General features: G+C 49.0%; 22 protein-coding genes. 11 read left to right on the top strand and 11 right to left on the bottom strand.

Features of this window, described 5'->3' with window-relative positions; genetic code table 11:
* Window positions 1-164: 164 nt before the first annotated feature.
* The 3 genes from BD749_RS06475 (at window position 165) to BD749_RS19340 (ending at window position 6,574) form a co-directional block, all read left to right on the top strand.
* A complete protein-coding gene (locus tag BD749_RS06475; RefSeq protein ID WP_245868818.1) occupies window positions 165-1,259 on the top strand; it encodes a putative type IX sorting system protein PorV2 in 1,095 nt (364 codons plus the stop codon).
* A gap of 4 nt (window positions 1,260-1,263) precedes the next feature.
* Complete coding sequence (gene porU2, locus BD749_RS06470; RefSeq protein ID WP_245868816.1) at window positions 1,264-6,363, top strand: putative type IX secretion system sortase PorU2; 5,100 nt, start codon at window positions 1,264-1,266, stop codon at window positions 6,361-6,363.
* Between the two features lie 70 nt (window positions 6,364-6,433).
* On the top strand, window positions 6,434-6,574 hold the full coding sequence (locus BD749_RS19340) for a hypothetical protein (RefSeq protein WP_180336332.1): 141 nt from the start codon (window positions 6,434-6,436) through the stop codon (window positions 6,572-6,574).
* Here BD749_RS19340 and BD749_RS06465 read toward each other — a convergent pair.
* The 3 genes from BD749_RS06465 to BD749_RS06455 all read right to left on the bottom strand — a co-directional run bounded on the left by BD749_RS06465 (window position 6,557) and on the right by BD749_RS06455 (window position 9,339).
* Window positions 6,557-7,048 carry a dihydrofolate reductase gene (locus BD749_RS06465; protein WP_101443499.1) on the bottom strand — a complete coding sequence of 164 codons (492 nt, stop codon included), beginning with the start codon at window positions 7,046-7,048 and terminating at the stop codon, window positions 6,557-6,559. The two genes, BD749_RS19340 and BD749_RS06465, sit on opposite strands and share 18 nt — an antisense overlap.
* A 127-nt stretch (window positions 7,049-7,175) precedes the next feature.
* A complete protein-coding gene (fmt, locus tag BD749_RS06460) occupies window positions 7,176-8,102 on the bottom strand; it encodes a methionyl-tRNA formyltransferase (RefSeq protein WP_101443498.1) in 927 nt (308 codons plus the stop codon).
* A gap of 4 nt (window positions 8,103-8,106) precedes the next feature.
* Window positions 8,107-9,339 carry an exo-beta-N-acetylmuramidase NamZ family protein gene (locus BD749_RS06455; RefSeq protein ID WP_101443497.1) on the bottom strand — a complete coding sequence of 411 codons (1,233 nt, stop codon included), beginning with the start codon at window positions 9,337-9,339 and terminating at the stop codon, window positions 8,107-8,109.
* A gap of 104 nt (window positions 9,340-9,443) precedes the next feature.
* On the opposite strand from BD749_RS06455, the gene BD749_RS06450 reads away from it, so the two are divergent.
* Complete coding sequence (locus BD749_RS06450) at window positions 9,444-10,658, top strand: ABC transporter permease (RefSeq protein WP_101443496.1); 1,215 nt, start codon at window positions 9,444-9,446, stop codon at window positions 10,656-10,658.
* Between the two features lie 57 nt (window positions 10,659-10,715).
* Here the strand turns inward: BD749_RS06450 and BD749_RS06445 are convergent, their stop codons facing one another.
* From BD749_RS06445 to BD749_RS06435, 3 genes are all read right to left on the bottom strand, one after another.
* Window positions 10,716-11,570: a mechanosensitive ion channel family protein gene (locus tag BD749_RS06445; RefSeq protein WP_101443495.1), complete on the bottom strand. Its 855-nt coding sequence runs from the start codon at window positions 11,568-11,570 to the stop codon at window positions 10,716-10,718.
* A 90-nt stretch (window positions 11,571-11,660) separates the two neighbouring features.
* Window positions 11,661-12,362: a peptidoglycan DD-metalloendopeptidase family protein gene (locus tag BD749_RS06440; protein WP_101443494.1), complete on the bottom strand. Its 702-nt coding sequence runs from the start codon at window positions 12,360-12,362 to the stop codon at window positions 11,661-11,663.
* Between the two features lie 46 nt (window positions 12,363-12,408).
* Window positions 12,409-12,963, bottom strand: a complete 555-nt coding sequence (locus BD749_RS06435; RefSeq protein WP_076667363.1) for an HNH endonuclease — start codon at window positions 12,961-12,963, stop codon at window positions 12,409-12,411.
* A gap of 257 nt (window positions 12,964-13,220) precedes the next feature.
* Between BD749_RS06435 and BD749_RS06430 the strand changes: the two genes are divergently transcribed.
* The 3 genes from BD749_RS06430 (at window position 13,221) to BD749_RS06420 (ending at window position 17,405) form a co-directional block, all read left to right on the top strand.
* The gene (locus BD749_RS06430) at window positions 13,221-14,306 is read left to right on the top strand and encodes a ferredoxin--NADP reductase (RefSeq protein ID WP_101443493.1); all 1,086 of its coding nucleotides are present in this window, start codon (window positions 13,221-13,223) and stop codon (window positions 14,304-14,306) included.
* A 132-nt stretch (window positions 14,307-14,438) separates the two neighbouring features.
* Complete coding sequence (locus BD749_RS06425; RefSeq protein WP_245868814.1) at window positions 14,439-16,151, top strand: M3 family oligoendopeptidase; 1,713 nt, start codon at window positions 14,439-14,441, stop codon at window positions 16,149-16,151.
* Between the two features lie 231 nt (window positions 16,152-16,382).
* A complete protein-coding gene (locus tag BD749_RS06420) occupies window positions 16,383-17,405 on the top strand; it encodes a copper resistance protein NlpE N-terminal domain-containing protein (protein ID WP_180336331.1) in 1,023 nt (340 codons plus the stop codon).
* Between the two features lie 61 nt (window positions 17,406-17,466).
* On the opposite strand, the gene paaD is transcribed toward BD749_RS06420, so the two are convergent.
* The 5 genes from paaD to BD749_RS06395 form a co-directional block, all read right to left on the bottom strand.
* On the bottom strand, window positions 17,467-17,952 hold the full coding sequence (paaD, locus tag BD749_RS06415) for a 1,2-phenylacetyl-CoA epoxidase subunit PaaD (RefSeq protein WP_101443490.1): 486 nt from the start codon (window positions 17,950-17,952) through the stop codon (window positions 17,467-17,469).
* A 103-nt stretch (window positions 17,953-18,055) separates the two neighbouring features.
* Entirely contained in the window at window positions 18,056-18,811 is a 756-nt protein-coding gene (gene paaC / locus BD749_RS06410) for a 1,2-phenylacetyl-CoA epoxidase subunit PaaC (protein ID WP_101443489.1), read from the bottom strand.
* Window positions 18,811-19,443, bottom strand: a complete 633-nt coding sequence (locus tag BD749_RS06405; RefSeq protein ID WP_101443488.1) for a phenylacetic acid degradation b — start codon at window positions 19,441-19,443, stop codon at window positions 18,811-18,813. The genes paaC and BD749_RS06405 overlap by 1 nt, the downstream gene beginning before the upstream one ends.
* A gap of 93 nt (window positions 19,444-19,536) precedes the next feature.
* Window positions 19,537-20,523, bottom strand: a complete 987-nt coding sequence (paaA, locus tag BD749_RS06400; RefSeq protein WP_101443487.1) for a 1,2-phenylacetyl-CoA epoxidase subunit PaaA — start codon at window positions 20,521-20,523, stop codon at window positions 19,537-19,539.
* Window positions 20,524-20,604: 81 nt separating this feature from the next.
* Window positions 20,605-21,177 carry a TetR/AcrR family transcriptional regulator gene (locus BD749_RS06395; RefSeq protein ID WP_101443486.1) on the bottom strand — a complete coding sequence of 191 codons (573 nt, stop codon included), beginning with the start codon at window positions 21,175-21,177 and terminating at the stop codon, window positions 20,605-20,607.
* A 312-nt stretch (window positions 21,178-21,489) separates the two neighbouring features.
* Between BD749_RS06395 and BD749_RS06390 the strand changes: the two genes are divergently transcribed.
* From BD749_RS06390 to BD749_RS06375, 4 genes are all read left to right on the top strand, one after another.
* Window positions 21,490-22,299, top strand: coding sequence for an enoyl-CoA hydratase/isomerase family protein (locus BD749_RS06390; protein ID WP_394341660.1), 810 nt, complete (start codon window positions 21,490-21,492; stop codon window positions 22,297-22,299).
* Window positions 22,300-22,355: 56 nt separating this feature from the next.
* A complete protein-coding gene (locus tag BD749_RS06385) occupies window positions 22,356-22,853 on the top strand; it encodes a sterol desaturase family protein (protein WP_245868811.1) in 498 nt (165 codons plus the stop codon).
* A complete protein-coding gene (locus tag BD749_RS06380) occupies window positions 22,826-23,713 on the top strand; it encodes a MerR family transcriptional regulator (protein ID WP_101443483.1) in 888 nt (295 codons plus the stop codon). The genes BD749_RS06385 and BD749_RS06380 overlap by 28 nt, the downstream gene beginning before the upstream one ends.
* Window positions 23,714-23,923: 210 nt before the next feature.
* A complete protein-coding gene (locus tag BD749_RS06375) occupies window positions 23,924-24,433 on the top strand; it encodes an RNA polymerase sigma factor (protein ID WP_101443482.1) in 510 nt (169 codons plus the stop codon).
* The last annotated feature ends 12 nt before the right edge of the window (window positions 24,434-24,445 follow it).

The raw sequence follows: 24,445 nt of genomic DNA, 5'->3' as shown, positions 1-24,445 counted from the left end.
AAAATGATTATTTTTGGATGCAAAAAAATGTCTCAAGAAGTCAACTAATTCGGTTTTTGAAGTGTTAGGAGGCAAATTGACACAACCGGAAAGCGGTAAATTTTTTTTAGCCGAGCGGATATTTTTTTTAAAAGCACCTCTGAAGTGACAGTATACCTGTGCCTATGAACAGATTTACCCTTTCTATATTAATTGCCGTGCTGTGTTTTGTGAGTGGGGCTGTGCAGGCGCAGGTGTCCACCCCCAAGTACAGCAACGAGTTCTTGAACATCGGTGTGGGAGCCCGGGCGCTTGGCATGGGCAATGTGCAGGTAGCCATTGCCGACGATGCTACGGCTGGTTTCTGGAATCCGGCAGGCCTGGTGCAGCTGCAGAACAAGTATAACATCGCCCTGATGCACTCAGAGCTTTTCGCGGGTATTGCCAAGAATGACTTCGGCAGCTTTGCCATGCCCATCGACTCGAGCAGTGCGCTGGCCGTCTCCGTCATCCGCCTCGGCGTGGACGACATCGTGGACACCCGCCGACTGCAGAACGAGTACGGCTACATTCAGTACGACAGTATCCGTTTCTTTTCCGTGGCCGACTACGCCATGCTCCTTTCCTATGCCCGTAAAAGCAATTTGATTCAGGGCTTGACGCTCGGTGTGAACGCCAAGATTATATACCGCAATGTGGGGGAATTTGCCAATGCCTGGGGATTTGGGTTTGATGCAGGCGCCCAATTACGACGCGGCACCTGGCAGTTTGGAGTGATGGCCAAAGACGTGACCACCACCTTCACCGCTTGGACGCATAATGTGGAGGCGCTCGAAGAAACTTACCAGCAAACAGGAAACGACCTGCCCGAAAGCACTGCCGAACTGACACTGCCCCGTCTGGTGCTGGGCACAGCCAAGAATTTCACGTTCTCCGATAAAATAACAGGTATACTGGCCGCTGATGTAGATTTTACGTTCGATGGCAGACGCAATGTGCTTCTCAAGTCCGACTTCGCCTCTGTGGACCCGCACATAGGTATGGAGCTGGCTTATGCCCAGACCGTGTTTGTGCGCGGAGGTCTTAACAACTACCAGCAATTCCAGAATTTTGACGGAGGCATGTCCTCCAAGGTACAGCCCAACTTTGGTGTTGGCTTCCAGAACAACGGGCTGAACATCGACCTGGCCATGTCACGCATCAACGGTCGCGACGGTAACACTGCCAATGCGGCGGGGCTTTACTCCATTATCATCTCCTTAGGTTATTCTTTTAATTAAAGACATGCGGTTTCAAGTTTTACAGCCGATGAAAATAAACAGACTCTTTCTTCAGTTTTTACTTATAAGCGTGTTGACACTCGGCCTGCAGGCATCGGTGCAAGCCCAATCGCCGACGCCCTACGGAAATGAGTGGATTGACTATAATAAAACCTACTATAAGCTCAAGGTAGTAAACACAGGCCTCCATCGCCTCAGCCACGGCTTCCTGGATAGCCTCGGCCTTGCCGGAACCAACCCGCAGCACTTTCAGCTTTTCAGAAGAGGCAAAGAGGTTGCCATTCACGTAGCCGGCGAAGCCGACGGTCGCCTGGACAGGGAAGACTTCATCGAGTTCTACGGCGAGCGCAACGACGGTCGACTGGACCAGGACCTATATAAGAACCCGGCACATCAGCCGCATCAGCTTTACAGTTTATACACAGATACTGCCGCTTACTTCCTGACGGTGAATCCTGCCGGAGGAAAGCGGATGCAGGAGGTAAATCCCTCGCCAGCAGGGAAGACGCCGGAACCATATGTGCTGCGGAAGGTGACGCAATATTTTGTGGATCGGTATTATGATGGAAAGATCTATGGGACGACTAAATCACAGCTCTCTTGGATAGATACTGGAGAGGGTTTTACAGCTACTGGTAGTGCGAGTGCGAAGAACTATAATCTAGCTTCTGTAACTGGCGTAGTCCCTACAGGACCCAAACCACTTGTTAAGTTTAATTTAATTGGTGTAAGTGCTGCGACTCAAACGGGTTTGATAAATGTTATGCCAGCTGTGGGGGGAGCAAGAGAAGTATCATCTTTTATGTTTGGAGCATTTGGGCATCAGCATGTAAAAAGTCATATTGAATTTTCTGATATTCTAGCTGACGGAAGAGTTACTTTTCGAGTTGTTCCTAATGCTGTACAGAAGAGTAATGTTAGTATGTCAAATATAGAATTAACCTTTCCTCAGAAGACTGAACTGACCACTAACTCTGTACTATTTTACACGGATTCAACTCGTGCAGCTAATCCATATTATGAAGTAGGTTTGGCTCCTGTAGCAACATTTGCTTATGATGTGTCAGACTCATATAGTCCTGTACGTATAGAAGGAAGGGTAAGTGGAAATGGTAAAGGGTTTGTAATTCCGACAAGATCTGGTGCATCAAGTAAAGTGTTGGTTGCCAATTCAGCTAAAGCATTAAAGCCTACCGGTAAAACTGAACATATACGCTTTCGCCGTATAGTTCCCAGTAGTCATAATTACATTATTTTGACAAACAAGCGCCTCATGAAGGTAGCCGCAGGTACTCAACGGCCTGCTCCTCTTGAGTATGCATCATATCGTGCCTCCTCAGTGGGTGGTGGTTATGATACTCTATTAGTATATATGGACCAAGTCGTAGACCAATTTCATTATGGTGAGTTCTCATCTAATGCTATCCGGAAGTTTATGACCTATTTGCAAACATCTGATCGTTCAAAATACTTATTCATTATAGGAAAGGGGATGAAGTATGCTCATGCAGACTATCGTTCGATTCAAGATGCCCATTGGACAGGCGCACATAACAGATATAGCTTCTACCACATTGACGGAAGACATCCAAAAGTACATGAAATGGATTTGGTTCCAACTGGTATGTTACCAGCATCCGATGTCTTTTTTACTTCAGATTTTAGAAACAACCGCTTTGAGCCTAAAGTGCCAACAGGGCGCTTACCAGCTACCTCAGCCGAAAATATCATTGCATACTTAAATAAAGTTAAAGAACATGAAGCATTGCCCGAGGGCTTAGCTTGGCGTAAAAATATTCTACAATTAGGGGGAGGATCTGGTAGTACTCAGATAAACCAATTTAAACGATGGCTTAACGAGCATAAAGTTGTTGCAGAGGGCCCCTTGTTTGGAGGAAATGTAATAGAGAAATATAGGTTTGACTCTAGTCAGCCTACAGCTTATGTTAATGTATCAGAGGAGGTTAATGCTGGTCTTTCCTTGATTACCTTTTATGGGCATAGCTCCGTGGATGTTTCCGATATTGAAATTGGGTTTGCGTCTGCAAATTTGAATGGGTATAGGAATAAGGGTAAATATCCCGCAATACTAATGAATGGTTGCTACAGTGGAGATGCCTTCTTTTATAGAAGTGTTTCTTTTGGCGAAGATTGGCTAATCACACCTGATAGAGGGGCTATTTCTTTCATGGCACAGTCGTACATCGGTGGTGATGAACCTTTAAATAGATTCTCTAAGGAATTTTATCATTTAGCATTCACAGATAATAACTACTATGGACATACTATAGGGGATATACATAAAGAAACAATAAGGAGATACAGTAACAGTATAACCAGCTTCAATAACGAAGAGTACATAACGACAATGACTCAGATGGTGTTGCAGGGTGATCCAGCTGTCAAGCTTTATGCACCTAGCAAACCTGATTATGCTTACTACAATAATAATTACTCATTGAAAGAACTTTCAGGTGCTGCACCAACTGCTGTATCTAAGAATTATGTTCTCCGTGTCAATGTAATTAACCTTGGTAAAGCAATTAGTGACTCTTTAAGTGTTAGTATAAAGAGAATACTACCTAGTGGGAAGGAGCTAACACCTGTTTTACAAAAAGTAAAGCCCATTTATAATAGAGAGCAAATCGAAATAGTTCTTCCAAATACTGACTCTACAGGTATAGGAATTAATAAATTCGAAATTATTTTGGACGCGACAAGTCAATTCGATGAACTAAATGAGGATAACAATTCTTTAATTATACGCCATTTCTTACCCAGCTCTGGGATATCTTTACTAGCTCCTATGGAATTTTCCATAGTGAACAGTCAATCAGTAGATCTTTTTGTTCAATCAACTCAACTTAGAGCGGAACCTAAAGGAGTATACTTTGAGCTAGATACTATCTCTACTTTTACATCAGCTATAAAGAAAACATATTCAACTCAGGCAGGTGTTGTGCCTACATGGAAAGTTGATCTGCCCATTCAAAATTTGGATAATGATAGCACCGTATTCTTTTGGCGGGCAAGGTTTGACAGTTTTGAGGCAGAGGAAGACACCGTGTGGGTAATGAGTTCATTTAGATATGTGAAGGATAATGCAGGTGGTTGGTCTCAAAGTCATCCAGACCAGATTATAAAATCTGATTTGGATAAAATTGAGGTGGATGATCGGGGGAAGCTAAATTTTGGAGTTATCTCTAGAAATATAGAAATAAGAGCTGTAGGCGGTGATCGAAGATTCGATACTACGCCTTATGGTATTTATATAGATGGTATATCTGAGGTTGATAATTCCTGTGGAAATTTTAAAGGCTCAAGTGCGCCAAGAATGTATTTTTATGTACTTGATAATAAAACTTTAGAACTCACTACAGTTCCTGGATTCGCTCCTTGTAGATGGATGAGTAATAATACCTACGACTTTGGAAACTTAGACAATGCTACAGTTAGAGCAACGATGCAGCGGTTTATGGAGGCTATACCAACTGGACAACACGTCGTCGTAATGGGTATAAATAGAGTTCCATTTGATCAATTCTCACCTGAATTAAAGGCCGCATTTAGGAGTCTCGGTTCCGAATTGATAGACAATATAAGTACAGGATATCCTTTTGCAATGGTTAGTCAAAAAGGGGCAGCCACTGGAACAGCTAATGAAGTGTCTGCAGATCTCGGTAGTAATATAGCCCCTACCTCGCAAGAAGTGATGTTAGTAACTAAGTTGCAAACATATAACACCCAAGGCTCTATTACCTCCACCCTCATAGGTCCGGCCTTAAGCTGGGGCAGCTTACACCACAACATTGAGCGCTACAAGGCAGGAAACGATAGTTACAAGTTGAAATTATTCGGTATTGGTGCTGATGGTGCTAGAGAGTTGCTCAACGACAACATTCCTGCAAAAGCTTTTGACCTGAGTCAGGTAGATGCGGCTAAATACCCGCATCTGCAACTGCAAGCGGAGTTATCTGATACGGAAGACCGATCGGCACCACAGCTAAGGCAATGGATGGTGTATTACCAGGCCACGCCAGAAGGCGTAATAAGGCCAGACTTAGTAGAGGTCAACGATGAGATTATTGAGCAACAAGCCAACCGTGGGAGGGTAACCATGCCAATGGCTTTCCAAAATGTGACGCCTTACGCCTTTAAGGATTCTATTACAGTCGAAGTGACTTTAACGGGGGAAGGGATAGAACCCCGTGTGTCACGGTTTAAGATTGAGGCGCTGGGAGGTAACAAAACAGCAACCTTTAATTATACAATGTCGACGGCAGACTTAGATGGTAATTACAGATTGCTCATGTATGTGAACCCACAGCTGCAGCCTGAGCAGCAGTACCAGAACAATATTTATGAAGTGAATTTTGGGGTGAAATCGAAGCTGCACCCGATCATGGATGTTGCTTTTGATGGGGTGCATATTATGGATGGTGAATTGGTTTCGCCGAGCCCACTCATTAGCATCACAATGAAGGATGAGAACAAGCATGTTTTTCTGGAGAATGCTGATGCGATGGAAGTTTACCTTGAGGGTACAAATATCCAAGGGCAATATGATGTGAAGAAAGAGGCTAAAGCGAGTGAACTTCGGGTGAGCCCAGCCGACGAGAAGAACGATTTCCGTTTCGAGTATAAACCTGAGAGATTAGAGACGGGAACCTACACTCTAACTGTTCGGGGGCGAGATGCTTCAGGAAAGAGTGCAGGTAGTGACTACAAAATTAATTTTGAGGTCGACAACGAATCGAAAATCACAAATTTCTACCCGTACCCGAACCCATTCTCTACGAAAACACAATTTATTTTTACCTTAACAGGAGGTGTGATTCCGAGCGATTTCAAGATCCAGATCATGACTGTGACGGGAAAGATTGTTAAAGAAATCATGCGGGAGGAGATCGGTCCGATTCGTATTGGTAACAATAAAACGGAGTATGCCTGGGACGGCACCGATATGTATGGCGACAAGCTGGCTAATGGTGTATACCTGTACCGTGTCGTGATGCCAAAAGATGCTGAGGAAATGAAGCACATCTGGAAGAAAGGCGACAAAGGCTTTGTGAATGGTTATGGTAAGGTCTACATCCTGCGATAAGTAGAACACCTGAATTCCACCTAATTAAAAAAGGAGCGCCCAACGGCGCTCCTTTTTTTGCGGCTATACCTTGCGGCTATACCTTGCGGCTATACCTTGCGGCTATACCTTGCGGCTATACCTTGCGGCTATACCTTGCGGCTATACCTTGCGGCTATACCTTGCGGCTATACCTTGCGGCTATACCTTGCGGCTATACCTTGCGGCGTAGCTCCTTAAAGGTATAGGGGTACTTGTTCTTCTCATCAGGCTCGTGGCTTTCTGCGCTCAACTCCTGCCATTCCTCTTCCTTCAACTCCGGGAAGAAAGTATCTCCATTAAAGGCATGATGGACTTCAGTCAGGTATAGCATATCTACCATAGGTAAGGCCTGCTTGTAAATCTCAGCACCGCCTACAATACTTACTTGTTCACTGTCCAACTCTTTGCCTTTTGCAATTGCCTCCTCTACCGAGTTCACTACAATGCAGCCCTCTGCCTTATAATCTTCCTGTCGCGTCACGATGATGGTAGTGCGGCCGGGGAGAGGCTTGCCAATGGATTCAAACGTCTTGCGGCCCATGATCATGGGATGCCCCATGGTCTTTTGCTTGAAGTGGCGCAGGTCGGCGGGTAGGTGCCAGATCAGCTGGTTGTCCTTCCCGATAACGTTATTCTCAGCAATGGCGACGACGATGGCGATCATAGGTTAATGTGCTAATTTTTGAATGTGCTAATGTACTCGCTGGCGAATGTGCCTTTCGGTAAGCATAAAGTCAGACACGTTCACCTTACCTGTATCATTATACCTGCTATACCTGAATTTCCCTTCGCTATACCTCAAACTTATACCCTCTGAGCAAGTCCTGCACCGGCATGCGCTTTTTGCCCTCCATCTGCAAGTCCAAAATAGCCAGAGCTCCCTCGGCAGTCTGTACGTGCAGGTAGGTTTTGTTGTCGGTTTTGAGCTTACCTGGTGCTACCGTATATGCAGTGTTCTCCAGCACTTCCGTCTTGAAGATTTTAAATGTCTTGCCATCAAATCGCGTCCAGGCTGCGGGGTAGGGGGAGAGACCTCTTATAAAATCGCGTACCTGACGAGCGGGCAGGTTCCAGTTGATCTCGCAGGTTTCTTTGAAGATCTTCGGAGCATGCTTCGTCTCGGCAGATGTTTGCTGTGGCTGTGGCTGCACTTCACCTCGTTCGATGGCCTGCACGGTGCGCACGGCAAGTTCGGCGCCTTTGTGTTTCAACTTCTCATACATACTGCCAAAATCGTCTTCGTCCAGAATCGGCACACGGTCCTGGAAAATCAGGTCGCCTGTGTCGATTTCGTGTTTCAGGAAGAAAGAGGTAACGCCAGTCTCTTGCTCACCATTGATGATGGCCCAATTGATAGGAGCGGCGCCCCGGTATTGCGGCAACAAGGAAGCGTGTATGTTGAAAGAGCCCAACTCCGGCATGGCCCACACCACCTCCGGCAGCATACGGAAGGCTACGATAATCTGCAGGTTGGCCTGGTAGCTGCGCAGCTCTTCCAGAAAAGCCTCGGACTTCAGGTTGGTTGGTTGCAGCACAGGTATACCTTGCGACACGGCGTATTCCTTCACCGGCGACTGCTGTACCTTCTGACCACGACCCGCTGGTTTGTCAGGAGCGGTGATCACAGCTACCACATTATACTTATTTTCAACGAGTGCTTGTAGGGTAGGCACGGCAAAGTCGGGCGTACCCATAAACACGATTCGCAGTTCGGGCATAGTTCTATTCAAAATCAGGGTATAGCAAGTAGTTCTTGCGGAGCACTTTATAATCCGACAGCTCTGGCTCCCAGCTGGCTTTAATCTCAGCTTCTGTTTTGCCTGCTATCACTTGCTTGCGCAACTCAGAAGTGCCTGCTAGTTTCTCGAAGAAATTGTTGAAGAATTTCTCTTTGTTCGACGAGTTGTTGTACATCTCCAGCAGGTACTTGAGCGTGAACGGCTGCGCATGCGATGCGTCAGTCAGATCCATACCATAGCATTTCACACCTTTGTGGGGTGGGTCAGTGGCACCTGGCATGCTCACAGGAGTAAACGAATAATCTTTCTTCTGGTAGAACGGTGAGCCGATTACCTGAAACGGAGTCGGTGTGCCGCGGCCTACGCTCACGTTCGTGCCTTCAAAGAAGCAGATCGAAGGATATAGCGCGATAGACTGCGTGTTCGGCAGGTTCGGGGAAGGACGCACTGGCAGTTCATAGGCCATCGTGTGGTCGTAGTTGTCCATTTTAATCACGGTCAGGTCGCAGCTTCTCTCGCCTTCCAGCCATTTCTCGCCGTTGATCATCTCGGCCAGTTCGCCTACTGTGAGGCCGTGCACGATCGGAATCGGGTGCATGCCCACAAAGGACTTGTGCGCCATGTCCAGCACAGGGCCGTCAACATAGTGGCCGTTCGGGTTCGGGCGGTCCAGTACAAGCATCTTCTTGCCGTTCTCGGCGCAGGCCTCCATGGCATAGTGCATGGTGCTGATGTAGGTATAGAAGCGCGTGCCCACATCCTGGATATCGAATACCAGCACGTCGAGGTTCTTCATCTGATCCTTCGATGGTTTCTTGTTGCTACCGTAGAGCGAGATAATCGGTAAGCCCGTCTTGGTGTCTTTCGCGTCTTTGATGTGCGCACCAGCGTCGGCTTCGCCACGGAAACCGTGCTCAGGGGCAAAAATAGTCGTCACTTGCACGCCACGGCTGATCAGGGTGTCTACCAGGTGCGTCTTGCCAATTACGGAGGTCTGGTTCACGACCATGCCGACCCGCTTGCCTTCCAGTTGCTTCAGGTAACGGTCCATTTGCTCAGCGCCCAGCACGAGTGGTTTAGCCGCAGGCGTTTCTGGAGCAGTGGCGGTTTCAGTTACGGGTGTGTTCTGCTCCGAGGTAGTGGCAGGGTTTTGCTTCGGCGAACAGCTGTTGAGGCCAAGCACCAAGGCACCGAGGATTAAGATGGGTTGTATCATGCGTGTTGGGTAAGTGTATGTGTGTGTTTAGGTGGCAAAAACGAATTTAAGCGGTACGAAGTCAAAATTCATACCTATATTTAAGGCAGTTTAGACGCAAGCGAGTGAACGTATCCAAATTCATATCTGATAAGATTTCCGAAGTACAGGCTGGTTCTTTCACCACGTCTGTGACAAAAATAGCAATTATAAGCATAGCTGCAGGCATTGCCATCATGATTGTGTCGTTTGCGATTCTGGAAGGCTTCCGTGACGAGATACGAAACAAGATTTTCAGCTTCGGGGCACACCTGCAAATCAGCAAGTACGACACCAACAATTCCTTCGAAGGCGCTCCCATCAGCACGGCCACAGGTATAAACAGCACCGAAGAAATAGCAGGTATACAGCACATTCAGTCCTTCGCCCGCAAAACAGCCATTATCAAGACCGACGACGAGGTGCTGGGTGTGGTGATGAAAGGAGTGGACAAAGACTACGACCTGAGCGCCATGAAACAGAACCTGGACGAGGGCAGCGTGGTGACTTTTTCGGACACGGCTTCATCCAAAGACGTGATGCTTAGCCGTAAAATCGCCAATAAGCTGCGGCTGAAGGTGGGCGACGAGGCTATTTTCTACTTCATCCAAAACCCACCGCGCGCCCGAAAGCTGAAGGTGGTGGGGGTGTTTAACACAGGCCTCGAGGAGTTTGACGAGGTGTTTGTGATCGGCGATTTGCAACTTGTTCGGGAGCTCAACAACTGGCCCGATACCCTGGTGGGCGGCGTAGAGATTTTGCTCAAGGACTTCAACCAGATTGACCAGGTAGCCGACCAAGTGTTCGATCAGATGAACTACGACCTGCAGCTCGAGAAAATAACCGATCGCCACGCCCAGCTCTTTGACTGGCTGCAGCTGTTGCGCAAGAACGTGGTCATCTTTCTGGTGCTGATCATTTTCGTGGCGACTTTCAACATGGTGTCCACAGTGTTCATCATGATTATCGAACGCATCAGCATGATCGGCGTGCTTAAAGCCATCGGCGCCACCGACGCCCAAATCCGGAAAATCTTCTACTTCCGTGGCCTCAGCCTGACGCTGAAAGGGATGCTGTGGGGCAACGTCATCGGTCTGGGCTTCTGCGCCATCCAGTACTACTTCCAGGTCATCCCGCTCGACCCTGAAAACTACTACATGGACACCGTGCCCATCAGTTGGAACTTCGGCATCATCATCGCCCTCAACGTGATTACCCTTGTGATGACCATGCTTGCTATTCTGATACCAGCCGCCATGGTCGCCCGCATTAAGCCGGTAAGGGCGATTAAGTTTGATTAACAAAAACGGCAGCTCAGGTATGGGCTGCCGTTTCCATTTTCATTAATAATCTCTAAGCTATACCTGAGCCGCTGCTTTCGGAGCCGGCCCACTGGCACCACCTACCATTTCTCTGCGTGGCACAGGCATTTGTATACCTTGTTCTTCAAAGGCTGATTTAGCGCGCTCGTTCATGTCCCAGAAGAAGGCCCAGTAGTTCTCTTTGTTCACCCATACCCGCACGCTCAGGGTCAGGGAGTGCTCGGCAAAGTCTGTCACCACAATGACAGGCGCCGGATCGGGTAGCACACGCTCGTCGGCATGCATCAGGTCCTGCAAAATCTGGCGCACTTTGCCAATGTCGTTGTTCACGGATACGGCAAATTTCAGCTCCACGCGGCGGGTTTTCTCGATCGTAAAGTTCACCACCACGCTGTTGGCTAAAGGGCCGTTTGGTATAAAGATCGTTTTGTTATCCGGTGTTTTCAGCACCGTGTTGAAGATGTTGATCATGTCCACGGTGCCGGACTGTCCCTGCGCTTCGATGAAGTCGCCCACACGGAAAGGCTTGATAGTGAGGATGAGCACCCCGCCCGCAAAGTTGGAGAGACTACCCTGCAAAGCCAGACCGATGGCCAGACCCGCTGAACCCAGTATGGCAATGAACGAGGTCATCTCAACGCCCAGCTGCGCGATAACAATGATGATCAACAGGATGCGCAGCACAACAGCAAATACGCTTTTCAGGAAAGGTCGCAGCGAAATGTCCACATCCTTCTTCACCATCAGGTTAAAAATAACGCGGTTGAGCCAGTTGATAACCCAAAGTCCGACCAAAAGTGTAATAATGGCAGCTACCAGGCGCATGCCGTAGACCATCACAAAATTGGTGATGTTGGCGCTGTAAGTGTCAAAATCAAAGAGGTTTAGCATATTTCTCGTTGAGGGTGAAAACAAAAACTCTGGTACTTATGCAGAGGTACCAGAGTTCAAATTTGATCAATTTCTATAGCAAAGGCAAAACTAAGCCAAGTGGCGGCAGTTCAGGATCAGGTTGGGATCCGGGCAGAGTGCTTCGTACACAGCTTGTTCCGAGAGCCGCGCTACGCCTGGGTAGTCACCCACTTTTCCGTCCATCGCGCACATCACCTGAAAGTGCAGGTGTGGCGGCCAGTCGCCGTTCTCAGGGTAAGGACCCACTTCGGCAATCTTGTCGCCTTTGCGGACCTCTTTGCCGACCGACAGCCCATCGAGACAGCCTCTGTTCAGATGCCCGTACAAGGTATAGAACGTTACTCCCTCGAGTTCGTGTTCCAGGATGATCGTAGGGCCATAGTCGCCAAAGTTGGCATTATCGGCAAAGCTGTGCACCCGGCCGTCGAGCGGGGCGAGCACGGCCGTGCCCGCAGGTAGCCACACGTCTATACCCAGGTGCAGGTCGCGGCTCTCCTCGGCCACGTCGAAGTGCTGGCTGCGACGGTAGATGAAGCGGTTCTCCATGTAGCCGCCCACGCCGATGGTGGCGTTCCGTTCCTGCAGCATCTGGTTCACGGCGTCGTTGAAGGTGTCGGTGTTGCGCAGGTCAGTTTGCTGCAGCAGCTCGTTGGCTGCCGTAAAATCAAGACGGCACACGTGCTCGCCATTCAGGTCCGCATCAAGTACGGGCCCGAAGGCAACAGTGTGCCGTCCTAGAATTTCGCTAAGTTTCTTTTCGGTGTTCAGCATGTATAGGTAAGGCGGGGAATGTGCCGCCACGCAAGTATAAGAAGAATTATGCGAGTTCTTCTACATACTTGGAGAGCGTCTTCAGGCTCTTGGTCTTGCCAAAAAGCTCTTCGGACTTCTTGCTGTACGCCTGCGCAGCTTCCTGCAGCGTGTCGAAGGTGCCGAGGTTGATGCGTTGCTTGTTATGGTGAATGATAGCACGGTACTTCTGTGCTTCTTTGTGCACGCCGCGTACGCCCAACTTGTTTTCTGTTTTGGATGTGTTGCGCACAATCTTGCAGAGCGGAGCCCATTCCAGGTTTTCGAGGCGGCAGTCGAGCTTGTTGCCGTTCTTGAAATGCACGTAAAGCTTGATGTTGCTTTCGGGCTTCTCGATCAGCTGCTCGCCGATCATTTTATGCAGGTAGATGGTTTCGTTGCGGTACTTGCCATTTTTAAGCGGCCAGTTTTTCTGAAAGAAAGCATACCCGTTGGAGTGGATGCGCAGGTGCTTCAGAAAATCAATTTGCTGCAAATAGGCGTTGTTTTGAATATACTCGTAGGTGCGGTCGTCCACCATTACGGTTTTTTCACAGTTTTTGAGAGTTAGTTTGTAGAGCATTGGTGTTTTCAGTAATTGTATGGTAAAGAACGGAACGTGGGGTTGGTTATTACCCGACTACAGCACTTGTATGTACTATGTTACAAATGTGCAGTTTTTTTTTCATTCCGCGTTCCTTCTGTTAATGATTTGGTTATAATACGTGATTGGTGAAATCGGTTTTAAAATTTCCCCGAAATTTTCACTCAACACCCCAGATTGTCGTAACTTTCAGTTCGAAACCATGTTTCCCCCTAAAAGACTAGTAATAATACGATATGAGTAACCCCTATTTCATGCTGAAGGTAGTGGAGATAACCCGCGAAACCTCAGATGCGATTACGATACACTTAGAACATCCCGATAAAAAACCGATTCCATTCAAGGCAGGTCAATTCCTGACACTTATCCTCCCGATCGAGGGAAAGAAAGTCCGCCGCTCTTACTCACTCTGCTGCGCTCCGAACGAGGGCAGTCGTCTGTCAGTAACTGTTAAACGTGTAGAAGGCGGTCTGGTTTCTAATTATTTGCTTGATAATCTGCAGGTTGGGCAGGAAATAGAAGTAATGGAGCCAATTGGTAACTTCAACCTCGTGCCGGAGGCCGATAAGAGCCGCCACATCATCCTTTTTGGGGCAGGCAGCGGCATTACACCGCTCATGTCTATGCTCCGGGCAGTGCTACGGGAAGAGCCCAACACAAAAGTGACTTTGCTCTACGGCAATCGCGACGAAGACTCTGTAATCTTTAAGCAACAACTGCAGGAACTGCAGTCTGCCAACCCCGAGCGCCTGCACGTAGAGTACATCTACAGCCAGCCCAAGCAAGCCTGCGACTACCGCGGACGCATGAACCAGAGCATGGTTTTGAAGATATTGGAGCGCCGCCAACTGGCCAAGCCGGGCGAGGCCCTCTACTACATGTGCGGTCCGGAGGGGATGATGGAGGAGGTGCGCAAGGCCCTGAACGTACTGCATGTGCCTGCCGATCGTATCTTCCGCGAGAGCTTTGTAAGCAACAAACTGGTAGAGCAGCAGGAACAGGAGCATCACGGCGATGTCTCATCATCTGATGACGATGGTGAGATTACGACCCAGACCGTTACCATAATTTACGAAGGTGCCGAGTACAGTGTGGTGGTAGAGCCGGACCAGACTATACTGGAAGCAGCGCTCGACCAAGACGTGGATCTGCCATACTCTTGTCAGGCTGGCCTTTGTACTGCCTGCCGCGGTAAGTGCCTGAGCGGGAAAGTGCACCTGGATGAGCGCGAAGGACTTTCTGATGCTGAGCTGGACGAAGGCTACGTGCTCAATTGCGTGGGTCATCCTTTAACATCCAACGTAGTCATCGAAATAGGATAGGAGATATCTGTTGTAACTTCAGTTTTGCTGCACTATATTTTAGATATATAGTGCAGCTTTTTTTTGTACTTTCAGAAGAAGTGCCTATATTACCTTTTCTTTACACAACCTCCTATGAGTAAAACAGAAGCTATGATACAAGTACCCGAACGAAAGAAACGGGTTTACCTGTCCGAAGACTTTAAAATAGATAATTGGGAAACCATACAGCCATATTTTGAAGAACTGAAAAGCCGCCCTATCCATTCGGTGGATGAACTGGAAAAGTGGATGAAGGATCGCAGCGAGCTCGAGAGCGTGCTCTCCGAAGACCTTGGTTGGCGCTACATCCGCATGACCTGCGATACCCAGAACGAAGATATAACGAAGGCTTTCCAGTATTTCGTATCAGAGATAGAACCCCAGATCGCCCCATTCGACCACGAGCTCAACCTAAAGCTCATGCATTCGCCTTATGTGAGCGGCCTCGACAAAGACAAGTACCGCATTTACCTGCGCGGAGTAGAGCGAGCCCTGGAAATTTTTCGGGAAGAGAACATTCCACTCAACACCGAGATCAGCACCAAACAACAACAATACGCCGCCATAACAGGGGCTATGACCGTTACGCTGGACGGCGAGGAAATGACCTTGCAACGCGCCGCCGACCGCCTGAAGCGCAACGAGCGCGAAGTGCGTGAGGAGGCCTGGCGTGCCATACAGGAGCGCCGCATCCAGGACCGCCAGAAACTCGACGATCTGTTCGATGAATTGCTGAAATTGCGCACACAGCTGGCCAAAAACGCCGATTTTGACAATTACCGCGACTACATGTTCGCCGCCATGGGCCGCTTCGACTACACGCCGCAGGATTGCTTTGATTTCCACCAGTCCATAGAAGAAACCATTGTGCCTGTGCTGACAGGTATAGACCGTGAGCGCAAAGAGATGCTAGGTATAGCTGACCTGCGCCCCTGGGACCTGGACGTGGACCCGAGCGGAAAAGCGCCCCTGGAGCCCTTCACGTCAGGCGAAGAATTGCTAGAGAAAACCATTCAGGTATTCTATAACCTTGACACCTACCTGGGCGATTGCCTGGCTACCATGCGCGAAATGGGACACCTGGATCTGGAGTCAAGAAAAGGCAAGGCACCGGGCGGGTATAACTATCCACTGGATGAGATCGGCGTACCGTTCATCTTCATGAATGCCACTTCCAGCCTCCGTGACGTAATCACGATGCTCCACGAAGGTGGCCATGCCGTGCACTCCTTCCTAACCCGCGACCTGACATTGGGTGCATTCAAACATCCGCCTTCAGAAGTAGCTGAGTTGGCCTCTATGTCGATGGAGCTGATCTCGATGGATTATTGGGATACCTTCTTCAGCGACGAAGACGAGTTGCGCCGCGCCAAGCGCACGCACCTGGAGAGCGTGCTCGAGACCTTCCCGTGGGTGGCTACTGTGGATAAGTTTCAGCACTGGCTGTACGAAAATGCTGAGCATACGCAGGAGCAACGCCATCAGGAGTGGCTCAACATTTTCGGGCGCTTCAACCACCAGGAGGTAAACTGGAGTGGACTGGAGAAGTACAAACCGTTCATCTGGCAGAAGCAGTTGCACATTTACGAAGTGCCGTTCTATTATGTAGAGTATGCCATGGCCCAACTTGGAGCGATCGCGGTTTGGAAGAACTACAAAGAAAACCCTTCTGAAGGACTGGCCGCTTACAAACGAGCACTGAGCCTGGGCTATACCGTATCCATTGGCGAAGTGTATGAAGCCGCTGGTATCAAGTTCGATTTCAGCACCGACTACATCAAGAGTCTGGTAGACTTTGTGAAAGGCGAGATGGCCAAAATATAAGGTATAGCTATACCTGGAAGGAAACCCCGTCGTTACCACATCAGGTAACGGCGGGGTTTTTTCTTGGATTGCCGCTACCTGTTCCCTTTTGTTTGTCGTAGAGATTTGTATACCTGATCAAGAAGAAAAATGCGCCCGCTCAAATTTTTTATTCCCATTGCAGTGCTCTTGCTGTGCATAACTGCAGCCTGCTCAACTAAACCAGGCTCCGTTTCACAATCCAATGCTGATATGTCCAATGCTGAGGTGGCGCGGGCAGCTATGGGTACTTGGGTAGGTAGCATTCCCTGCGCCGACTGCCCGGGTATAGACTATAGTCTGGAGCTGAACCCCGACAGCACCTACCGCGAACGCATGGTATACCAAGGTCGAAGCGCAACACCTTTTGTGCAGTCAGGCAAGTGGGGTGTGGGCAATGGCAGGGTGAGGCTAACTAAGCAAGGCACCGGCAATAACCAGTTTGCCATAGACGGCGAAGCGCTAGTGATGCTCGATAGTGAAGGGAGCCGGATTGAATCGACACATGCGGAGGCCTACCGACTGCGCCGACAGAACCCGGAAGAACCGGAAGACAACCCAAAGCTATGGCGTGAGAAGTATGAGCGTGGGATAGACTTTGCCGCAGTTGGAAATGAACCGTTCTGGTCGCTAGAGATTGATCTGGAAAAGATGATCGAATTCAGAGCCCTGGATGAGGAAAATGGCAGCGTGCTTACCCCAGTGCCCGTCGCCGAAAAGCCTGAGACAGGGGAGGGGATAATCTATAAAGTACAGACGGTATCGGGTAATCTGGAGATCCGGCTGATGAAGGAGACTTGTGTCAATACCATGTCGGGCCGCGAGTTTCCCTATACCGTAACAGTGCTGAAAGATGACATGGAATACAAAGGCTGTGGCATGTACCTCCGCGACTCCCGCCTCGACGGCACCTGGAACCTGGTGGAATTGCAGGGCAAAACCATCAACCCAAAAAATTTCGAGCAAAATCATCCTTCGTTGGTTATATCACTTGCCGAAGGCAGGGTATCAGGCAGCGCCGGCTGCAACAGATTAACAGGTACGCTCGAGCCGATTGGTGATAAGATTAATTTCGGTCCCATGGCCGCCACAAGAATGGCTTGTCCGAATATGGAAGTGGAGAATCAGTTTTTGAAGGTGGTGAGCAATGAGGAATTGAGGTATAGGGTGAGTGAGGAGCGATTGGAATTAATGTTGGCAGGAAAAACAGTTGCCGTTTTCACAAGAGTTGAGTAGGTAGGGAATGAAAAATCGCCTGTCATTCCAACAGGCGTTTTTTATTACTTTGTAAAAGTTTTTATAGCGGCTTAAACTGCTCAAACATTTGCCGGCAGTCATTGCAGTAGTGCATGGAGCGGCAGAGGGTGGGACCGAAAGGGGTGCGCAGGTCGGTGTTCTCGCTGTCGCAGTAGGGGCACTTTACGTGTTCCAGAATGTCCAGGTCCAGAATCAGGTCGTACTTGGGAGGTGGTGCCAGCCCAAACTCTTTCAGGTGCTGACGGCCTTTCTCAGAAAGCTTATTACTGTCCCAGGGCTGATCAAAAGACATAATGACGGTATGGTAAGGAATGCCGTGTTTTTCCAGCGTGCGCTCCACGTCCTTTTTCATGTAATCCATGGCGGGGCAGCCGGCGAAGGTCGGGGTCATGTTCACGGTTACGTGGCCTTCTTCTGAAATCTCCACACCCGTGATCACCCCCAGGTCCACCAGCGACAATACCGGTATCTCAGGGTCTTTCACCTCCTCCAACAGGGTCAATATGTTCTCTTTCGTCAGGTCCATGCTTACTTCTTGACAAAGAATTTTTTGACAAAAGACTAAGGACTAAATCGAGTTACATTGCCTCTTTTGTCCTTTGTCAAATAGTCTTTTGTCCAAAACAAAACTACCACTCCGCAGTCGGGTCGATCTTAAACACCTCGGCCATCTCGTCCAGCAACGGCTGCAGGTGCTCGGTGTGCTCGCCGTAACGGCCTCCCAGCTTTGGTTCGATTGTATTCAGGTCTGGCAATTTCAGGTCTGTCTTTTCAATCACTGCCTGGATGCGCTTAAACCACTCAGCTTTCACGGCATCTTCGCCAGCGTATACGCCAGCATCGATCAGTTGCTGCTCGTATTGCGATAGTTCAAACATGCCTAAAGCGTAAGGTATCGCTTCATTTAAAGAAGTCTGCAAACGCAGAATCGCCTCTTCGGTGGAAGTGCCCAAGTTCTTGATCCACGTGTTAGCGTGCAGCACGTGATACTTCACTTCGCCTTTCAGCTTGGTAGCTACCTTGGCAATTGGTTCGTAGCCCGACTGGCTCAGCATTTCGAAGCGAATAATCTCGGCGTTGTCGTACAGAAAATGACGGATCAGGCTGAAATCGTACTCGCCATTTGGCAGCTCTACCAACTGGCTGTTGTGAAACTGATTGGCGTTGCGGGTAAAGGCAACTGTATCCGGATCAGCTTCGCCTAGCTCCTGCAGCAAGGTATAGAAGGCCAGACTGTGGCCGATCTTATCCTGCGCCATCGACGAGAAAGCAATGTCCTCTTCCAGTATCGGGCCAAAGCCGGTCCACTCGGAGTTGCGGTGGCCCAATATCAGTTGGTCATCAGCCAGTTTGTATAACAGGTCTTTTATCGCTAGCTCGTTCATTATGGGGCAGTCGTTTTGTGTTCTTCTTTATACTTCGTGATCTTATCCATCACCTTGTATGCAATGGCTTCGCGGTACTTCTTCTCAGGTATAGTGGTCCACATGTCCTTGTCCTCTTCCGCTGACTGCAGTACATGCTTCGATTTAACTACCCATACATTCACAATCGGGCCCTTATCGCCAAATTGAGTGCGGGCCTCCTGTAGCGCCTCCTGATAAGAAGTTGCCATTACACGACCAGCATGGGTATGGGCCTTACCGCGCTTCTTCAGGTGAAAGATCTCATAAGCCTCTGCCTGAGCGCTGCGCTCAGCTGGCTCCTCCACACGCATCATGTCGTACACGTTTTCTCCGTCGCCGGAATAAGGCGTTACCATAACGTTTTCGGTACGCACAATCCAGAGGCCCACGCAAGGGAAGCGGCGGCTGTACTGTTCTTTGGCAAACAGAAAGGCCACGTCTTCGTTTGGGGCGTGCACAGGGCCTACATAGGTATGGGCAGCCCCTTCTTTCTTCTGATGGAAGGCTTCATATGTTTCAAACTGATCCAGCTCCGGCTTCGGCTCTATGGTAGGCATTTCTTCTGGCAGGTTCAGTCGGGTTACTCTTGGGTCTAGTGATGTCAAAGACATAGTTTTGTTAGTTTAGAGTTATGAGTTGAGAGTTAAAAGTTGAAATAGAAATCCACTCCAAACTTTTAACTCTCAACTTTTAACTACCATTAGCTATGCCAATGGACGGACGTATTTTGCTTTCGGGTTGAGGAGGGCTCTGCGTACCCAGGCACCGCGCTCTTCGGCAGTACGGCGTACGGCAAGACGCTCAGCGTTGCACGGACCATCGCCATTGATCACGCGCTTAAACTCATCCCAGTCCGGCTCGGTGTATTCCCACTGGCCGGTTTCCATGTTCTTCTTCAGTTTTGGATCCGGCACGGTCAGGCCAAGCTCCCAAATTTTCGGCACGTACATGTCGAGGAACTGCTGACGACACTCGTCATTCGAGGCCATCTTCACTTTCCAGCGCATCAGCGTCTCGGTGTGCGTACTCATCTTGTCAGACGGGCCGAAGAACGTCATGATCGGCGGCCACCAACGGTTCAGGGCGGCTTGGATCATTTCGCGCTGCTTCGGTGTACCTGTCGCCATGTGCACCACGGCGTCGTGGCCATACTTTAGGTGGAAAGCTTCCTCAGCGCAAATACGCTCCAGCGCACGGGAATAAGGGCCGTACGAACCTTTGGCGTTGGCCATCTGGTTCACGATCGCACCCGCATCGATCAGCCAGGAAATGATGTTGGAATCAGCCCAGGTAAAGGCCGGGTAATTGAATACGTTGGAATACTTGCTCTTGCCGTTGATCAGGTCGGTCAGCATCTGCTCACGTGTTTTGCCCAGCGTTTCAGCGGCGCTATACAGTAGCTGTGCGTGTCCTACCTCATCCTGTACCTTGGCCATCTGGGCCATTTTGCGACGAAAGCCCGGCGCACGGGTAATCCAGGTACCTTCCGGCAAAGCACCAATAATCTCAGAGTGCGCGTGCTGCTCGATCATGCGGATCAGCTGCTTGCGGTATAATTGCGGCATCCAATCGTTTGGCTCAATTTTCTCGCCTCGGGCGATGCGTGCCTCAAATTCGGCCAGCTTTACCGGATCTTCGGTCTGCAGGTCGTCGAATTTGGTAGCTTCAAAAACGTTTCCTCCTCCGTACATAATATTCTCAGTTTTAAGGTTCAGTAAAAGGCGCCGGACTGTTAAGGTGAGACAGTCCGGCTAGGGTTAGGTATAGATAAACTAGTTAAGGTTCGTTTTTAGTCCGTTCAGCAGCATGGCTGACAGGTTCTCGGCAATTTCAGCCGGCTTCATCTTCCCATCTGGCTTATACCAGGTATGGATCCAGTTCAGCCCGGAAAGAATGGTCAGCACGGCAAACTTCTCGTCCGGCACCTGAAACTCACCGCTGGCTATACCTTGGCGGATAATCTCGCGGAAATAATTCTCGTACCGGTCGCGCAGGGCAAGGAACTCTGTATGATAAGGCTCACTTAGGTGGCGCCACTCCTGCAGAAAAACTGCCGAAGCCTCTGTGTTACGCGTAAGCACCTGTACATGCGCTGAGATAGCCCGCTTCAGCTGCTCAGTCGCATTGGCGTCATTGTCTTTCACCGCCTCTATGGCCCCAAAAAACTCGTCTGCCATCCGGAAGCATACCCGCTGCAGAATCTCTTCTTTTGAACGGATATGCGAGTAAATGCTGGCCGCCTCTATACCTAAGGCGTTGGCCAGGTCACGCATGGACGTAGCCGAAAATCCTCTGGTCCTGAATAAGGCTGTTGCCGTTTGCTCTATCTGTTCTTTCCTGCTCAATGTATACTTCTTATATAGATAACAACAAATGTAAACAACCTAACGTTCGTTAGCAAATTAATTTTACGAAGATCAAGGCGGCGGGTTGGTGCAAGTACCTAAACATTTTGCCTGGCCGGATGTCTTGTATTGATTAGGTCGGAGTAGGTAGAGTGAGTCGAATGCAAGTGCATTGATCTGTAGGAAAGATTTAGTGTTTGCTTATGCGGACATTCATCTATTTTGTTTATCTTTTTGGAGCATTAGCAATTTGTCCGCGTATACCTGTTACCGGCTTACCTGTGTAAAAAACTAACTTTAGGAGACACTACCATGACTGATACAACACAACCCGCTATCACGCAGACGATGGACTTCGTCCGCTACGAAGTGAAAGAGCGTGTAGGATACATCACCCTGACAAGATCGGAGAAGCGAAATGCCCTGAATGCAGAGATGGTGACTGAACTGAAGCGCGCCTTCGCCACCGCCGAAGAAGACGAAGCCTGCAAAGTAATTGTACTGCGTGCTGAGGGTAAAGTATTTTGCGCCGGCGCCGACCTCGAGTACCTGCAGCGCCTGCAGCAGTACGACTACCACGACAATCTGGCCGACTCCACTCACCTGATGGAGCTCTTCCGGCAGATCTATACCTTAAAGAAAGTTGTCATAGCCCAGGTACACGGCCACGCCATTGCGGGCGGTTGCGGACTTGCGGCGATATGTGACTTTACTTTCACCGTGCCCGAGGCTAAATTCGGCTATACCGAAGTGAAGATCGGCTTTATACCTGCTATTGTAAAAGTGTTCCTGCTCCGTAAAATAGGAGAGGCCCGCGCCAAGCAACTGCTGCTCACTGGCGACCTGATTTCGGCTGAGGAAGCCCAAACCTATGGACTCGTGAACTATGTGGTACCGGCGGAAGAGCTGGAAGGGAAGGTGTTCGACTTTGCCCAGAAACTTTGCCGCGAGAACTCACGGCAGAGCATGGAAGTGACAAAGGAAATGATTGCCCGCGTGCAGGAGATGAGTCTGGAGGAGGGCTTGCAGTATGCGGCCGAGATGAATGCCGTGGCGCGTGGCAGCGAGGACTGCCAGCGTGGTATAGACGCCTTTCTGAACAAACAGGCGCTGACCTGGTAGATTTCTGTTAAACTTTCAAAACCATTTGTTAAACTTGTTGTTTGATGAGTATGCTGATGGGACTAGGAATCATGGTGATTACTTTTGTGGCAATGGAGGGCGTGGCGTGGGTCATGCACAAATATGTGCTGCACGGTTTTTTGTGGTTCCTGCACAAGTCTCATCACACGCATCACAAGCACGCCTTTGAGTGGAATGACCTGTTTTTTGCCTATTATGGAACGCTGGCTATGCTTTTCTTTGTATTTGGCAGCGAACCCATCGACTATCGGTTCTGGATAGGCGCAGGCATTACACTGTACGGGGTGGCTTATTTCCTGATACACGACGTGTTCATCCACAGGCGCATCAGGCTTTTCGGTAGTACGTCTAATGTTTACCTTAAAGCCTTAAACATGGCGCATAAAGTGCACCACAAGCACACGGAGCGCGACGGCTCTGAGTCTTATGGTATGCTGTGGGTGGCACCGAAGTATTTCAGGTCCGCATACTCACTTTTACAAAAACGACAACAAGGGGAACAGACGTGGCGCAATACACCATCAAAGAGCTAGAACACCTGTCAGGTATAAAAGCTCACACGATCCGCATCTGGGAGCAGCGCTATCATGTGCTATGTCCTCAGCGAACCGACACCAACATCCGCTACTACAGCGACGCAGACCTGAAGACACTGCTCAACATCTCGCTCCTGAACGAACAGGGCTATAAGATATCCAAGATCGCCAAGATGAGTCCTGAGCAGCTGATGCTCACGGTGCAACAACTGGCCGAGCAGGAAAATACAACGCTTTCGCATCACATCAACAACATGGTCACGGCCATGATCGACATGGATGAGGAACGCTTCGACAAGTCTTTTTCAACTGTTACGCTACAGCTCGGCTTTCAGGATGCCATGTTGCAGGTGCTGTACCCTTTTCTGCACAAAATCGGTATTCTGTGGCAAACCAATAACATAACTCCGGCGCATGAGCACTTCGTGAGCAACCTGGTGCGGCAGAAGTTAATCGTAGCCATTGACGGGCAGGTGGTAAAGCGCTCTGAGGGCAGCCCTGCTTTTCTGCTATACCTGCCGGAAGGGGAACTGCACGAGATCGCGCTGCTTTTCATGAACTACCTGATCCGGGCACAGCATTACCAGGTGATCTACCTGGGGCAAAACCTTCCCTTCGAAGACCTAAAACGAACCTATAAGCAGCTCAGGCCAGCCATAATCTGCACGGTGCTGACGATTGTGCCCGAGCGGGAATTTGTGCAGGAATACATAGACAGGGTGGCGACAACCTTCCCCAATGCGCAGATTTATTTCTACGGCTACCAGGCTCAGCACAGCTTCCTCGATTTTCCAAAAAACACACAGCGACTCAGTTGCATAGCAGATTTTGATGCCGTGTTGAAGAAGATAAATTAAAAGTTAAACAGTATACCTGGCCAGGTATAGTTCAACAAAAAAGGTCAAATCCGGTAGGGTTTGGCCTTTTTTGTTAGTAATAGTGCTAGAAATAGATTCTGAAGAAATGTTATTTTGTTTAATTTATTGAAAAAAATAATAAACAAAACTTGACATAAATTTATTAATGCCGTATAATTGTTTAGTTATTTACTTAAAATGTTAAACAGTATGACGGCATTAGAATTTTCAAATCATATTCAGCTGGCAGCTGGTTCGTTGAAGCCGGTAGCCATGAACCTAACCCGCAATGCGGATGATGCCAAAGACCTGGTGCAGGAAACGCTGCTCAAAGCACTCTCAAACCGAGAGAAGTTTAACGCCGGTACAAACCTGAAAGCATGGCTCTACACGATCATGCGGAACACGTTTATCAACAACTACAACAAGATAACCAAGCGAAGCAGCCACATCGACAGCACAGAATACCTGCAATACCTCAATACAGATGATAGCTTCGTGACCGTGAACAAGGGAACTGCGGCTTTCGTGATGAGCGATATTAAGGCGGCCATTGCAAAATTAAATGAGGAGCATCGCCGGCCTTTTCTGATGTACTACATTGGGTATAAATACTTAGAAATTGCTGAGAAACTGAATATTCCGATCGGCACTGTGAAAAACCGCATCCACATTGCGCGCAAGGAATTGAAAGCGATGCTGCAGGTTTACGGCGACTAGCTACAACTTAAA

The organism is Pontibacter ramchanderi, assembly GCF_002846395.1.
In the GTDB taxonomy this organism is placed as follows: Bacteria; Bacteroidota; Bacteroidia; order Cytophagales; family Hymenobacteraceae; genus Pontibacter; species Pontibacter ramchanderi.
This window is presented reverse-complemented; position numbering and strand designations above follow the sequence as displayed.